The following is a 13629-nucleotide window of genomic DNA, read 5'->3' on the forward strand; positions in this document are numbered from 1 at the left end:
CTGTTTTTCATTATAGTAGAAATCTTCTTTTTTAGATTTGAAAAGTTAAAAAAGTCGATTTGAATCACATTTTTTGTGGCAAATCGACTTTTTCTTTTTTAGAGGTAAAATAACATTATTTGCCAGATAATAAGTGTGGTAAAAATAACGTTAATTGAGGCACAAATGTAATGATGCCTAGTAATATTAGTAACGCTACTAAAATAGGTGTTAGATGTTTAAAGGTTTCTTCAAAACGTATATTTGCCACTTTTGCCCCAATAAACAGATTTAATCCCAATGGTGGTGTTAATAGGCCTAACGTCAAGTTAAAGCATACGATCATCCCAAAATGTAATGGATCTACTCCTAAAGGTATAACGATTGGTAATAGTAATGGGACGAATATTAATAATGCTGCAACAGTTTCAATAAACATTCCTACAACTAATAAGAAAAGGTTAATTAACACTAAAATGATAATCGGATTTGTTGTAAAGTCTGAAATACCATTTGCTATATATTGTGGCACTTGCTCTAATGTTAAAATTTTACCGAAGAACGTTGCAGTACCAACAAAAATCATAACAGATCCAGATGTAACGGCAGCGTTTAAAAATACATCCATTAAATCACTGAATCGTAATTCTTTATATATGAATATACTTACGATTAAACTGTAAACAACAGCAACTACCGCTGCTTCTGTAGGCGTGACAATACCACCATAAATCCCACCTAAAATAATAATAGGGGCTAATAATCCGAACTTTGCTTCATTTAATGATCGCCAAAAGCCTATTTTTTCTTCCTCTGGTTGTTGGTCCACATAGCCTTCTTTTTTACATACAATATAGTTAATGATGACTAATATCACTGCAATTAATAAACCTGGGACAATACCAGCGATAAACAAATCACTAATTGATACCCCTGCCATGATCCCGTAGAAAATAAAGACAATACTTGGTGGTATGATAGGACCAAGGGCACCTGCACTTGCTGTTAATGCTGCGGCATATGGTTTCTTATAACCACTGTTAATCATGTGTGGTATCATAATTCCGCCGATACTGGCAACCGTTGCTGCACCTGATCCAGAGATTGCTGCAAAAATCAAACTTGCAAGTATTGTAATTAAACCTAAGCTTCCTGTCCAGGATCCCACCATTGATTTGAAGAAATCAATAAGTCTTCTAGAAATCCCCCCTGTACTCATTAATTCTCCCGCTAAAATGAAAAATGGTACAGCTAATAATGAGAACGAATCATTCGATGTAAATGTCGCTTGAATAAGAAATGAAATAGGTATTGTTCCTTCAATTAGAACAACAGTTAACGCAGAAATAGCTAAAGAAATTGCAATTGGTATATTTATTAATAGACATAGAATAAATACAATTGTGAGAATTCCAATGGCCCCTAACATTATTTCTCACCCTCTTTTCTCTTTACAAAAACATCTAATATCTCCACTACAAAAATTCTTATAGCCATTAAAAAATACCCAATTGGAATCCCTAAATAGACTACCCCCATTGGTAAATTAAGTGCTGCTGAGGTTGCGCTTTGTTTATATAAATTAAATGCATATTGAAAGCCCAAATACGAAATATATAAACTGAACAGCATCCATATAAAACTACCTATCAAGTTCACATATGGACGAATTTTTTTGGGGATAATCATATTCAATGCTTCTACTCTAATATGTGCTTTCGTAATGACAGCATAGCTTGCACTAATAAAAACAAACCAAACAAACAAATATCTTGATAGTTCTTCTGCCCAAACAATTGAGGAGTTAAAAACATATCTTGAAACCACAGCTGCAAACATAACTAATGTCATAATTAATAGAATTGCAAAGCTAGCATAAGCTTCAATTGGTTTCTTCATAGGCTTCTCCATTGCTTGTCCCCTCCCTTTGTACCCTTGTAATTTCAATATGTTTCATTACAAGGGCAATATGTTGAATTTTATTTCTCAGGAAATTATTTCAATTCCCCTAGTAATTTAATAGCTAAATCATAATTTTCCTGACCAATTGCATCCATGTTCTCTTTGGCAACGTTTATTGTTGCATCTTTAAATTTCTTTCTCTCTTCTTCAGATAATTCAACTACATCTACACCTTTATCTTTTAAGCCTTCGATAGCATCTTTTTCAGCTTTGGTTACAAGGTCTATTGCATGTTTTGTATATGAAGCTACAGATTCATCTAACGTTTTTTTCATATCTTCGCTTAAACCATCATAGAAATCCTTATTTACTAGCACACCATGTAATAATAAAATGTGATTTGTCGCTGTAAAATGGTTATTTACTTCATAAAAGCGATCTCCGTAAATTAAAGGTGTTGTTGTAGAAACACCATCGATCGTCCCTTGCTGTAACCCTGTAAACACTTCACTATATGCCATTGGTGTTGGATTTGCTTTCATTGACTTCAATGTACTTAAATGTAAATTCGCTGATGAGCTTCTAATCTTTAAACCTTTTAAATCTGATGGTGCCTTAACAGATGTTTTACCGTTTAAAATGCTATAGTAGCCTAAATCAATGAATCCAAGCAGATACATATTGGATTTATCAGCAACCTCTTTCTTTAATAAGTCACCATATTCTCCCTCTAGGAAAGTGTAAAACTGTTCACGGCTATCAAATAAAAAAGGTACATCGAAAATATTAAAAGCATTTGCACCAATTGAATTCGCAATACCGTATGCAGATGTTGTTGACAATTGAATCGTACCGTTTTGTAATAATTCTGCTGTTGTTTCATCAGAAGTAGTTAATGTACCACCATTATAAATTTCAACTTTTACATCGCCATTGCTTCTCTCTTCAATGGTATCTTTAAAATTTTCATATCCTAAATTTAAAAAGTTATTGGCATCGACTTGGTTTGCCATTTTTATCGTAATTGCTTTACCATTCGATGCTGATTCTTTTCCACCATTGCTTGAACACGCTGCTAAAAATATTAACGACAATGCCATTATTGAAAACATTAATTTCTTTAGTACTTTTTTATTTTTCATTGTATAAGCCTCCTATTTTTCACAAAATTAGTTCAATTGATTTGACAATTATTGTCCAATTCTACAGGTTTAAAAATTCATTTTAGATTGCCCACCATCTACATTGATGGTTGCACCAATAATCCAAGAAGCTTTTTCAGACGATAAATAAACGACTACATCTGCAATTTCTTCTGGTTTACCAAAGCGACCTGCTGGAATATCATTCTTTACAAACTCTTCAATTTTATAAGGATCCTCTCTTGTTAACCTTCCCCAAACGCCACTTTCATGATAAACGCTACCAGGCGCAATGCTATTAACCCTTACACCGTATTTAATGACTTCGTGTGCTAACGCTTTCGTGAAACTTATTAATGCTGCTTTTGCATTATTGTAGGTTGCCTTGCCTCCACTTTCCCTACCATAAATAGAAGAAATATTAATAATATTGCCGCTTCCTTGTTTCTTCATATGTTTAAGAACCAATTTGCTAAGATGTACACTCGAAAAGTAATTTAATTCAAATGCTTCATAGAAATTCTCCATGGGCGTTTCTAATATACTAGAGCCATTACTTCCCCCAGCATTATTTATCAATATATCGATATGATCATGATCTAATATGTATTTTTCAATTAGACCTTCACGCTCATAATTATTCGTAATATCAGATTGATAGGTTGTTACATTTTTTAACTGCAGTTTTGCTTCATTCAAATGCTCTATAGAACGACCAACAATTGAAACGTTTGCATTTTCTTCTATAAATCTTTTTGCTATTTCCAGTCCAATACCTTTTGAACCACCAATAATCAATACATTTTTTCTAGCTAAATTCAACTCCATATTATTGCTCACTTTCTTGGGATTATCGTTTAACCACCCAATTTTTATCTTCCTAAAAACCCACCGTCTACCGGTAAGAGGATCCCATTGATATAGTTTGATTTATCTGAGCATAAAAATTGTAAAGCACCTGCTAATTCATTCGGCTCGCCAAAGCGTCCAGCAGGTATACGGCTAATTAGTGATTGATATCTTGACTCATCTTCAAGAATAAATTGATTTAATGCTGTATTATAATATCCAGGAGCAATTGCATTTACATTAATACCCTTTTTAGCCCATTCATTGGATAATGATTTTGTCAGTTGGGCAACCGCTCCTTTACTTGCAGAATAGGCAGATGCATTATAACCACCCTGTACAGCTAATACAGATGCAATATTAACTATTTTCCCAGCGCCCTTTTTCAACATTTCATGATATGCCAGTCTACTTAATTCGAATATTGCAGTAACATTAACGTCAATGATTTTTTGGAAGTCCTCAATTGGTAAATCAATCGCAGGCATCGGTTTATGGATTCCGGCATTATTTACAAGAATATCTAACTCCCCACCTAATAGTTGGACTGCTATATGGAATACTTCAGGAATTTTCTCTAAGTTCGATAGGTCAGCCCGTACCCCGTATACAGTAAATCCTTCATTCTGCATATCTTTAGCAATCTTCTCTACATCATTGGAGTAATCAATAATGCAAACCTCAACACCATATTCACAAAGTCCCTTTACCATCGCTAACCCGAGACCTTGAACGCCACCTGTAAGTATTGCTTTTTTACCTTGTAAACTTTGCATAGATTCCACCCTCTACTGAATTCGCTTTCATTAATTTGTACTCTTTTCCATCAGCTCAATAATATATCCATCTGGATCATACATATAAATAGCTTTTGATCCCTTATTTGCACCTAATGTAATTTCTACAATTTTTTTAGATCTAAATTGAACTCCAGACAATTTTAGATACTCGTACATTTCTTCTATTCCTTCAACCTTTAGACAAATATGTCCCGATCCATAATCGCATGGACGAACATTGCCTGGATATCTTTCCATGCCTACATACTCAAGTAACTCTATTTCATTCCCTCCTGGAATTCTAATAAATGCAATTTTGACCTCTTGTAAATTGACAAGTTCAACTATGTCTGAAATATATTCTTTACTTGAAATTTGTCTCGAAATTAATTCTAAACCTAACTTATTTACATAAAAATCTAAAGAAATCTCTAAATCCTTTACTGTGATTCCACTATGGATAAAACCTGTGACTTTCCCCTTCACATTTATCCCCCCTTTCGCTTCACTTTTATATCATGCAAAAATCGTGCCAATTTTAAACCGCGATGAATAGTTAGTAAATTTAGATTAATAACACAGATGTCCCATAAAAATATTTGCAAAAAATCATCACTTGATGATTTTTAACATCATTTCATTTTAGGGCTTTCCAATTTGTATTTCCTAGAAAATTTATAAGAACTCATTAGCGTAGATTTAGGTGAATTATTGGTTCTTGACAAAAGGGAGGTACATATATTTTAATTAATATATATTTCAATAATTAAAATATATATTAATCAAATTAAAATGAGGTGAATATTTTTGATTCAAAAACTCCGCACTGTAACCCTTACTAATGGCAATATTAAAGACTTAGCTACAGACTGTGAGCAATTAAATATTCGGGGAGCTGTTGCTTTACATCAAGAAATACGACTGAAAAAAATCTCAACACATGGACATAGTTCTTTTCAATCCCGTGTAACAGCACAGATTTTAAACAGTTCAGGATCATGCAGATTAAAGGATTATTGTGAAATAAACGAAATTACGAGTGCTGGTAGCTTTAAGCTGAACAATGGAAAAGTAATAAAGCTAAATAGCTCTGGAAAGTTAACCATTGAACAAAGTTTAGAGGCAGAATCTGTAGATGTAATTGGTATAGTGAAAGCAGCAAAAATAAATGCTAAAAGTTTTGCTTTAAAATTGTCTGGTGAAAGTGAGATTAAAGAACTACATGCTGATGATATTTGGATAGAGAAGGATAAGATTACCATTCTTCCATTATTAAAGAAAAAGTTAAATTGTAATTGTCTAAAGGGGAAAGTTGTACGTCTGTCGTATACGAACGCAGAAATAGTGGATGGAGACGTTGTCAACGTAGGAAGGAATTGTAAAGTCAAAACGCTTTATTATACGGAAAGCTATTCCATTGCGCCAAATTCAAAAGTGCAAAAAATTATACGGAGGGAAAAAGAATGACAATCATAAAAATTATACAAAGCTTTTTTTGCTCATTAGCCCTCCTTGTATTAGTAATCCTCTATGCTGGCTTGATTTTAAGTGCATTATTATCAATAGTAGGTGGTCTCTTACGAACAGTTGGACTTGAGCAAATCAAGATGAGCCTTTGGAGTGGTGTTGACCTTCCAGTCGCTTACAGTATTCCCCTAGCCCTTCTCGTAGCTCTGCTGCTTTTCTTTTGTTCAATCTATGTCAAACGCTCTATCCAATTTTGTTTATCAAAGCTTAAATTTTAAAATATAGAAGCACATCTTTTATTTGATAATAAAAGATGTGCTTCTAAGAATTTATAAATCTACAACTCTCCTTCAAGAAAATTGATTACGAATGTTTCAGGATTTACAACAAATTCTTTAAAGCTACACAAATCAGCATATTCTTGATGCTCCACATCATAGCAGCCAATTTGCTTTTTCTTTGAATTCCATACGATTTGTAAATCAGAATAATTGTCTACATATGCAGACAAACGTAGTAGCTTTTGACGGCCAACCTTTATTTCAAAGGTGTCTGTCAGGGTGAAAAAGTCGATATATCTGATGTCGTAATCATTGGTATCTAGCTCTAGTCGTAGCTCTTCTCCTGTAAGAAAGCTAATCAGTTCATCATTCAACTTATATTTCTTTACCTCATATTTTTTGTTCTCTAAATCATGAAGCATGGCTGGCTCCAATGCTTTCAAATAGTCAGCCAAAATAGTATTTTTAAGGCCCACCGCAATCGTATATGGGCGCTCGCCATCCTTTTCTGCTAAAGTAACGTTTGCGCCACGCTCAACCAAGTATTTCACCATTGTTAGATTCTCCATTCGTGTTGCCACCGTTAATGGGGTTGCTTGATAAGGATAAACCATATCTGGCTTATTATAGTTAATGTCCACCCCTTGATTGAGTAAATATGTAACTGTCTTCATGTCATGATTTGACACAGCTTGACGCAATACTGGACCACCGTACTGTCTTATATCCAGACCTAACTCATGAATGAGTGGAATATTATTTTTATTACCATAGTAGGCCTGTGAATAGGCACCAGACCCGACCTGATTAAGCGTGTCAAGCTTCGCTCCATGCTTTACAATATAACGCACTATATCTTCTTTACAGTAACGAACAGCTACCAAAAAGGCTGGATTACTTTTAACATTCAAATTGACACCGTGCTCTACTAACAGCCTTATCACATTCAGTCTCTGTAACCTTAGCGACAAATCTAATGGACTTAATGAGATATGTTGACTCAATATAATGTCCTCTTCAATATCCCAGCCCCCTTCAATGGCAAGTAATAAAGCTGGCACATTTCCGTTGTATATATGCATTGCCATTTCTGGTAGTTCATGAAATTTACCGATATTTTTTAGATTAATCATCTATCCCATTCCTTTCTTTATGAAAAGTATAGATAACAACTTTAGCGAAAACAACGATCTATAAGGCTAACAGGACAATGGGAAGTATTCGTTGTAATTGAAAGGTTCATTATTATTCCTTGATTTAAGTCAATGCTCCAACATCTTCATTCATTTAAAATAAAAAAAACATTTAAGGGAGGGTTTAGTATGAATAAAACAATACATGGACATTCCAATCAACAAAAGTCAGCTTTAATCGGAGGAATAGCTCTTGTCACCATGGCACTTGCCGCATTTTTTTCCTATGGTTTTGTTCATGAAAGCCTAGTACTATATGAAGATGCGAGCACCACTTTTACTAACTTGCAATCATCCAATATGCTTTTCAAAGCAGAAATCTTAGGTTGGACTATCATCCTTATTACCGATATTATCGTAGCCTGGGCATTCTATATTTTTCTAGAACCTATTAATAAGAGCCTTGCATTGCTCGCAGCATGGTTCCGCCTTATTTATACGGCTATATTGGGAATGGCCATTCTAAATTTGATTTTTGCATCGCTTCTTTCTAATGGCACAATTTATACAGAACAACTTCCAGCACATATCATGTTGTTTCTTGAAGCCTTTGAAAGCATTTGGGCTATCGGCTTAATTGTTTTTGGATTACATCTTCTGATGATAGGCTATATGGCTGTTAAAGCATCCTGTATTCCAAAGGTTATTAGTATCTTATTGTTACTGGGCGCAATAGGCTATATAAGCATTAATCTTCTTATAACGGTTTTCTCACAAGAGAATGCAGTCATTTCTGTGCTTAAACTTATCTTTAATATCCCAATGATTTTAGGAGAGTTGGGCTTTGGTATATGGTTGCTAATTAGAGGCAGAAAGGTTTCTAATACTGCTATAACATTTTCCTAATATTTATTTACTCGCTTCTTAATTCTACTTAATGACTCTGGTGTCATACCAAGATAACTCGCCAGCTGATGCTGTGGTACACGATTAACTAAATTGGGTCGTTTCTGTAATAAGGATTTGTAGCGTTCTTCTGGAGTTGATGCAATGAATGATGCTAATTCATCCTGTATTTCACCAAAGCTATGCTCAATCATCTTACGTGTCATAGCCTCTAATTGTATATATTTATTGTACATCATACTTTCAGTAACAATATCTCCTACAACTAGTATGCAATCTTCAAGACAAGCAAAAGTGTAGGAGGATTCTTTATCTTGCTTATGATGATTAAAATTTGAAATAGCCATTTCCTCTGTATAAAAGTTGGAGGTAATTTCCTTCCCTGCTTCATCTACAGAAAACTGTCGAATACAACCTTTTAAAACAAAGTAACATTTAGTAGGAACATCTCCTTGTCTAAGGATAATTGTTCCTTTTTTAAATTCTTCAGTTTCTATTTCATCAATAATGGCCTGCCGCTGTTTTGCACTAAGTGCTGAATACTTCTTCATATACTTTATTAGTATTTTTTCCATACTGCTCCCCACTCAAATTTTGTATTAAATATTTGTAAATTTGTCATTATTTACAGCATATTCTAATATAATAGAATTAATTGATACTAACGGATAAAAAAATAGAATCCCCAATCCTTTATTTGATTGAAGATTCTATGCTATGGAAACGGTTGTCCAAATGTTGCTTAAATGCTAACATCTGCCGTCTCCACATTTAGTATTTATTTTAAAGCAAGTGCTTTATTAGTTGTTTCATTAATCTCTTTCAGAAGCTCTGGATTTTGTGCTAATGACAAGCCATAAGATGGAATCATTTCTTTAATTTTTGGCTCCCATTCTTTGATATGTTGAGGGAAACATTTATTGATTACCTCAAGCATAACGTGAACAGCCGTAGAAGCACCTGGTGAAGCTCCAAGTAAAGCTGCAATTGATCCATCAGAAGCGCTTACAACTTCTGTACCGAATTGAAGCGTTCCTTTTCCGCCAGCTTCTGTGTCTTTAATTACTTGTACACGTTGTCCAGCAACAATAATATCCCAATCATCGCTCTTCGCATTTGGAATGAATTCACGTAACTCATCCATGCGCTGCTCTTTTGAAAGCATAAGCTGTTGGATTAAATATTTTGTTAATCCCATCTCTTTAACGCCTGCCGCTAATAGAGTTGTGATATTATGCGGTTTTACAGAAGCAAATAAGTCCATATTTGAACCTGTTTTTAAGAACTTAGGTGAGAACCCTGCAAATGGTCCAAATAATAATGATTTTTTGTTATCAATATAACGTGTATCAAGATGTGGAACTGACATTGGTGGAGCACCAACTTTTGCTTTTCCGTACACTTTTGCATGATGCTTTTCAGCTACTTCTGGATTATTACATTGTAAGAATAAACCACTAATTGGGAATCCACCAATATGTTTTCCTTCAGGAATACCTGATTTTTGTAGCAATTCTAGGCTTCCTCCACCAGCGCCAAGGAAGACAAATTTTGCTGAATGATATTCCATTTTACATCCATCTAAATCATGTACACGTACTTCCCATGTTCCATCGCTTGCTTGTTTTAAACTTTCAACACTGTGATTATAGTTAATATCTACATCCATTGTTTTTAAGTGATCAAATAACATACGTGTTAAAGCACCAAAGTTAACGTCAGTACCAGTGTCAATTTTTGTTGCAGCAATAGCTTCGTCTGCAGTACGGTCTTGCATGATAAGAGGAATCCATTCCTTTAGTTTTTCTGGATCATCAGAAAATTCCATACCTTGGAATAAAGGATTTTTCGTCATTGTTTCATGACGTTTTTTTAGGAACTCAACATTGTCTTTTCCTTGTACTAAGCTCATATGTGGTAAAGGCATAATGAAGTCTTGTGGGTTATTGATTAGTTTATTGTTTACAAGATGAGACCAAAACTGTTTTGAAACATGGAACTGCTCATTAACGTTAATCGCTTTGCTGATATCGATTGATCCGTCTTTTTTCTCTGAAGTGTAGTTAAGCTCACATAGTGCAGCATGCCCAGTTCCCGCATTGTTTAATTCATGAGAACTTTCTTCGCCAGCTTTATCGAGCTTCTCAAACACTGTAATTTTCCAATCTGGTGCTAATTCTTTGAGCAGTGTCCCCAAAGTCGCACTCATGATTCCGGCACCAATTAAGATAACATCTGATTTAATTTGTCTGTTACTCATTTTTACCTTCCTTATATATTAAGATTTGCAGAAAGGATGTAAGCACTCCGCTTAGATGTCAAAGCAAGCCATGGAGCGACCTAGGAGCACACCTTTTCTGTATCAATTATTACCTTATTGCAGTTTATCACAATTACTTGAAGATTAAAATATCAACTATTTATATGAGATTTAACGGCATATTTCGAGCCATTTCCTTCATAATTCAAGCGAAAAATGGACAAACACATAATTAAAAGTAACCATTGAAATTCATGTATTTTGGAATAATTGGCCTAAAAATGGTTAGCGCTTTCATATAAATGAATCAAGTTGATTATTATATCTATATAATAACATAAAAATAGGGAACCAGTCTTGTTTTTGTACTAGCCCCACTCCACATCTAAATATAGCGAATTTTCTCAAAATTTACTAGTGTTTTTTATTTTATGTCTATCTTTACTTGTTAAAAAAAATTAGATAAATGTTGTTGTATTGATTCAGGTAATATACGGAAAAATAACCCCTCGTATTTGAGATCGAGTAAACCAGCGATGACAATTATAATAATGCTACCTAATAAAATTGGTTTTTTATTATTTTTAGAAATCCGCTTCATAAGCTTTCCCCCTATTTTGATTAGAACATTCTTTTCCTATAATAAAGGACAAGCTTATATAGATAAATAGATTTTTTCGAATTGTCATCTATATAAAGATTGTTACATAAGCTAATACAATTGTTAATTCGAAAGGAATGGTTATGGTAAATTTTAAATCTTTCCGTGGAATTGTTACTCAAATAAATGATTTTCCTGTGGGACAAAATAAGGATACTGAGGGCTGCTATAAACTGTTGACTGTAGAAGATGGTGCTGGTGGCGTTGTAAATTTTGTCGTTTCTCCTTCCACTTACTTTGTTAACCAGGAAATAGTGAGACCTGGTGATTGGATTACAGGCTACTATGATGGGGACGCTCCTGTACCTATGATATACCCGCCACAATATCGAGCACTCATTATTGTAAAGGAAAGTAATTACCAAAATGTAAAAGTGGATTTTTTTGATAATCACTTATTGAGCAATGATGGCCTACTACAATTAAATCTCTCTCCATCTACGGTTATCTTGCTTAAAAATGGGCAACCTTTTTCAAGAAATCCAGCCAATCGAAACCTAATTGTCATTTATGGTGTTACAACAAGAAGTATTCCGGCTCAAACCACACCAAATGAGATAATTGTTTGGTGTTGAATGCCGAATAGGAAATGGCTTAAGTCTATTGTTCATAGAGCTTAAGCCATTTTTAATCTGTCCGCAGATGAAGGTTCAAATGCTCTACTGCTTTTTTACATTATCTTTCATGTCGTGTAACTGCTGTTTAATTTGCTCTAGGTACTCTTTATTTTGCTGGACAGTATCCAAATGCTCACCATATTGCTGTGCATTCATGTACGCATTTTCTGCATGGTCTAGTTGATCAAATGCATGTTCAATCGCAATTTCCTCGGGGTGTGATTTTGCATGCTTTAACAAACGTTCTGCCTTTTGGACAGAGTTGCTAAATAAGGTACTTGGATGATCCTGTTTCCAGCTTGTATCTGAGTGCTTCGCCAATTTTTACCTCTCCCTTTCCTAACCATTCGATTAGTTACCTAGTCCTAGTATTTTTAAAAAGGTTAGAAAATATTCAGGAAGAAATAAAGTGAATTCTTACAACGGAATTTTTATTCCACCTTCTTCCAAATTAAAACAGCATCTTTTAAAATATTATTCCAGGAATCCTTATTAGCTGCTATTTTTTTAACGTCATATTCCGCATAATACACAGCATCTATTTCTTCAGCTTCAGGGAATACAAAAATAAAATCCTGCTCTTTACGTGCTTTTCCATTATTAATTAGCTGGCGAGTAGGCGAATCTGCAATTGTTTTATTATAATAAATAAAGCTTATATTCTTTTTTTCGCCATCTACTTCAAGGAGCATAGGATGTGTGACGTTAACACTTGCATAGCTTTTACCATAGTAATGGGCAAATAATATTTTATCTTCGTTATTTTCAATTTTCACGATATCCTTTGAATATGGAATTATCGTCTCATAATGAAACACGTATTCAAATACACCTAATAAAATTAAAGTGGTGATGATAGCTGAGATACATGAAATGATTATCTTTTTCTTGCGCCATTTTTTATTAATCGTTTTAAATAGAGACGCTTTATTCTCTTCAGGAATATAAATTTCATGCTTCATTTGCTGGTGCTCGTGCTGACACTTTTCACAATGCTTTAAATGCTCCTCAACCATTTCTTTTGTATCCTGACTAACTACCCCATCAATATAAAGAGGTAGAATATCTTGAATAATTGTGCATTTAATCTCTTTCATGATTCATCGCCTCCATATATTCTAGTATTTGTTTTTTAGCCCTGTAAAAGGTCACCCTAGCCCATCCTGCACTTTTACCAAAAAGCCTCCCTATTTTATCAAAGGAAAGCTCCCCAAAGGTTCGTAGTGAAAAGACCTCTTTGTATGGTTCCTTCATTGAATGAAGAAATTGATGAACTGCAAATGCATCTTCTTCATTCATTAAATGCTTCACAATATGGACGCCTATTTCTGATTCCTCACTTAAATCACAATCCATATGCCTCTTCCTCTTTTTGTAATAAGAGAAGTACGTATTTTTAGCTATGATAAAGAGCCAAGCTCGAATATCTCTGGAACCATCAAAGCTTTCAATATTCTTTAATGCTTTAAAAAAAGTTTCCTGGGTAATTTCTTCAGCTATACTATCGTTATGACTCAATGATTTGAGATATAAATAAACGTCCTGAAAATATTTGTGATAGATTTCCTCAAACTCCATGTCTTTTCACCTCCTCACTGAAATAACTTCCGATATTTAATAATGTTACAAAAAATTTTACCTATAAAAAATCCT

General features: G+C 34.1%; 17 protein-coding genes. 4 read left to right on the forward strand and 13 right to left on the reverse strand.

What is annotated here, in order from left to right; all coding sequences use genetic code 11:
- Positions 1-115: 115 nt before the first annotated feature.
- The 6 genes from B2R82_RS01350 to B2R82_RS01375 all read right to left on the reverse strand — a co-directional run bounded on the left by B2R82_RS01350 (position 116) and on the right by B2R82_RS01375 (position 5137).
- Positions 116-1408 carry a TRAP transporter large permease gene (locus B2R82_RS01350; RefSeq protein WP_286923163.1) on the reverse strand — a complete coding sequence of 431 codons (1293 nt, stop codon included), beginning with the start codon at positions 1406-1408 and terminating at the stop codon, positions 116-118.
- Positions 1408-1890, reverse strand: a complete 483-nt coding sequence (locus B2R82_RS01355) for a TRAP transporter small permease (RefSeq protein WP_286923165.1) — start codon at positions 1888-1890, stop codon at positions 1408-1410. Before B2R82_RS01355 ends, B2R82_RS01350 begins: the two co-directional genes overlap by 1 nt.
- An 83-nt stretch (positions 1891-1973) precedes the next feature.
- Positions 1974-3023 carry a TRAP transporter substrate-binding protein gene (locus B2R82_RS01360; RefSeq protein WP_286923166.1) on the reverse strand — a complete coding sequence of 350 codons (1050 nt, stop codon included), beginning with the start codon at positions 3021-3023 and terminating at the stop codon, positions 1974-1976.
- 69 nt (positions 3024-3092) lie between these two features.
- Positions 3093-3851 carry an SDR family NAD(P)-dependent oxidoreductase gene (locus B2R82_RS01365; protein ID WP_286923167.1) on the reverse strand — a complete coding sequence of 253 codons (759 nt, stop codon included), beginning with the start codon at positions 3849-3851 and terminating at the stop codon, positions 3093-3095.
- A gap of 44 nt (positions 3852-3895) precedes the next feature.
- Positions 3896-4648, reverse strand: coding sequence for an SDR family NAD(P)-dependent oxidoreductase (locus tag B2R82_RS01370; protein WP_286923168.1), 753 nt, complete (start codon positions 4646-4648; stop codon positions 3896-3898).
- Positions 4649-4678: 30 nt separating this feature from the next.
- Positions 4679-5137 (reverse strand): VOC family protein, encoded by a 459-nt coding sequence (locus B2R82_RS01375; RefSeq protein ID WP_286923169.1) that lies wholly within the window; start codon positions 5135-5137, stop codon positions 4679-4681.
- A 321-nt stretch (positions 5138-5458) separates the two neighbouring features.
- On the opposite strand from B2R82_RS01375, the gene B2R82_RS01380 reads away from it, so the two are divergent.
- Entirely contained in the window at positions 5459-6118 is a 660-nt protein-coding gene (locus B2R82_RS01380) for a hypothetical protein (RefSeq protein ID WP_286923170.1), read from the forward strand.
- Positions 6115-6396: a hypothetical protein gene (locus B2R82_RS01385; RefSeq protein ID WP_286923171.1), complete on the forward strand. Its 282-nt coding sequence runs from the start codon at positions 6115-6117 to the stop codon at positions 6394-6396. Before B2R82_RS01380 ends, B2R82_RS01385 begins: the two co-directional genes overlap by 4 nt.
- 59 nt (positions 6397-6455) lie before the next feature.
- Here the strand turns inward: B2R82_RS01385 and B2R82_RS01390 are convergent, their stop codons facing one another.
- Positions 6456-7532, reverse strand: a complete 1077-nt coding sequence (locus B2R82_RS01390; protein ID WP_286923172.1) for an ankyrin repeat domain-containing protein — start codon at positions 7530-7532, stop codon at positions 6456-6458.
- Between the two features lie 189 nt (positions 7533-7721).
- Between B2R82_RS01390 and B2R82_RS01395 the strand changes: the two genes are divergently transcribed.
- Positions 7722-8438 (forward strand): DUF4386 domain-containing protein, encoded by a 717-nt coding sequence (locus B2R82_RS01395; protein WP_286923173.1) that lies wholly within the window; start codon positions 7722-7724, stop codon positions 8436-8438.
- Here B2R82_RS01395 and B2R82_RS01400 read toward each other — a convergent pair.
- From B2R82_RS01400 to B2R82_RS01410, 3 genes are all read right to left on the reverse strand, one after another.
- On the reverse strand, positions 8435-9013 hold the full coding sequence (locus B2R82_RS01400; protein WP_286923174.1) for a Crp/Fnr family transcriptional regulator: 579 nt from the start codon (positions 9011-9013) through the stop codon (positions 8435-8437). The two genes, B2R82_RS01395 and B2R82_RS01400, sit on opposite strands and share 4 nt — an antisense overlap.
- Before the next feature lie 203 nt (positions 9014-9216).
- Positions 9217-10698 carry a malate:quinone oxidoreductase gene (locus B2R82_RS01405; protein ID WP_283870163.1) on the reverse strand — a complete coding sequence of 494 codons (1482 nt, stop codon included), beginning with the start codon at positions 10696-10698 and terminating at the stop codon, positions 9217-9219.
- Positions 10699-11146: 448 nt separating this feature from the next.
- Positions 11147-11299 (reverse strand): hypothetical protein, encoded by a 153-nt coding sequence (locus B2R82_RS01410; RefSeq protein WP_286923175.1) that lies wholly within the window; start codon positions 11297-11299, stop codon positions 11147-11149.
- 143 nt (positions 11300-11442) lie between these two features.
- On the opposite strand from B2R82_RS01410, the gene B2R82_RS01415 reads away from it, so the two are divergent.
- On the forward strand, positions 11443-11934 hold the full coding sequence (locus B2R82_RS01415) for a hypothetical protein (protein WP_286923176.1): 492 nt from the start codon (positions 11443-11445) through the stop codon (positions 11932-11934).
- Positions 11935-12018: 84 nt separating this feature from the next.
- Here the strand turns inward: B2R82_RS01415 and B2R82_RS01420 are convergent, their stop codons facing one another.
- From B2R82_RS01420 to B2R82_RS01430, 3 genes are all read right to left on the reverse strand, one after another.
- Positions 12019-12297 (reverse strand): hypothetical protein, encoded by a 279-nt coding sequence (locus tag B2R82_RS01420; RefSeq protein WP_283870165.1) that lies wholly within the window; start codon positions 12295-12297, stop codon positions 12019-12021.
- Between the two features lie 110 nt (positions 12298-12407).
- Positions 12408-13073: a zf-HC2 domain-containing protein gene (locus B2R82_RS01425; protein ID WP_286923178.1), complete on the reverse strand. Its 666-nt coding sequence runs from the start codon at positions 13071-13073 to the stop codon at positions 12408-12410.
- Positions 13060-13554 (reverse strand): RNA polymerase sigma factor, encoded by a 495-nt coding sequence (locus B2R82_RS01430; protein WP_286923179.1) that lies wholly within the window; start codon positions 13552-13554, stop codon positions 13060-13062. The genes B2R82_RS01425 and B2R82_RS01430 overlap by 14 nt, the downstream gene beginning before the upstream one ends.
- Between the last annotated feature and the right edge of the window lie 75 nt (positions 13555-13629).

This window comes from Lysinibacillus sp. UBA6686 (genome assembly GCF_002455205.1).
Lineage (GTDB): Bacteria > Bacillota > Bacilli > Bacillales_A > Planococcaceae > Lysinibacillus > Lysinibacillus pakistanensis.

Excerpts from the sequence above, each read along its gene's own strand:
- B2R82_RS01400 (WP_286923174.1), bottom strand. The coding sequence starts at position 9,013 with ATGGAAAAAATACTAATAAAGTATATGAAGAAGTATTCAGCACTTAGT.
- B2R82_RS01410 (WP_286923175.1), bottom strand. The coding sequence starts at position 11,299 with ATGAAGCGGATTTCTAAAAATAATAAAAAACCAATTTTATTAGGTAGC.
- B2R82_RS01385 (WP_286923171.1), top strand. The coding sequence starts at position 6,115 with ATGACAATCATAAAAATTATACAAAGCTTTTTTTGCTCATTAGCCCTC.
- B2R82_RS01350 (WP_286923163.1), bottom strand. The coding sequence starts at position 1,408 with ATGTTAGGGGCCATTGGAATTCTCACAATTGTATTTATTCTATGTCTA.
- B2R82_RS01395 (WP_286923173.1), top strand. The coding sequence starts at position 7,722 with ATGAATAAAACAATACATGGACATTCCAATCAACAAAAGTCAGCTTTA.
- B2R82_RS01405 (WP_283870163.1), bottom strand. The coding sequence starts at position 10,698 with ATGAGTAACAGACAAATTAAATCAGATGTTATCTTAATTGGTGCCGGA.
- B2R82_RS01355 (WP_286923165.1), bottom strand. The coding sequence starts at position 1,890 with ATGGAGAAGCCTATGAAGAAACCAATTGAAGCTTATGCTAGCTTTGCA.
- B2R82_RS01390 (WP_286923172.1), bottom strand. The coding sequence starts at position 7,532 with ATGATTAATCTAAAAAATATCGGTAAATTTCATGAACTACCAGAAATG.
- B2R82_RS01430 (WP_286923179.1), bottom strand. The coding sequence starts at position 13,554 with ATGGAGTTTGAGGAAATCTATCACAAATATTTTCAGGACGTTTATTTA.
- B2R82_RS01365 (WP_286923167.1), bottom strand. The coding sequence starts at position 3,851 with ATGGAGTTGAATTTAGCTAGAAAAAATGTATTGATTATTGGTGGTTCA.
- B2R82_RS01360 (WP_286923166.1), bottom strand. The coding sequence starts at position 3,023 with ATGAAAAATAAAAAAGTACTAAAGAAATTAATGTTTTCAATAATGGCA.
- B2R82_RS01415 (WP_286923176.1), top strand. The coding sequence starts at position 11,443 with ATGGTAAATTTTAAATCTTTCCGTGGAATTGTTACTCAAATAAATGAT.
- B2R82_RS01425 (WP_286923178.1), bottom strand. The coding sequence starts at position 13,073 with ATGAAAGAGATTAAATGCACAATTATTCAAGATATTCTACCTCTTTAT.
- B2R82_RS01370 (WP_286923168.1), bottom strand. The coding sequence starts at position 4,648 with ATGCAAAGTTTACAAGGTAAAAAAGCAATACTTACAGGTGGCGTTCAA.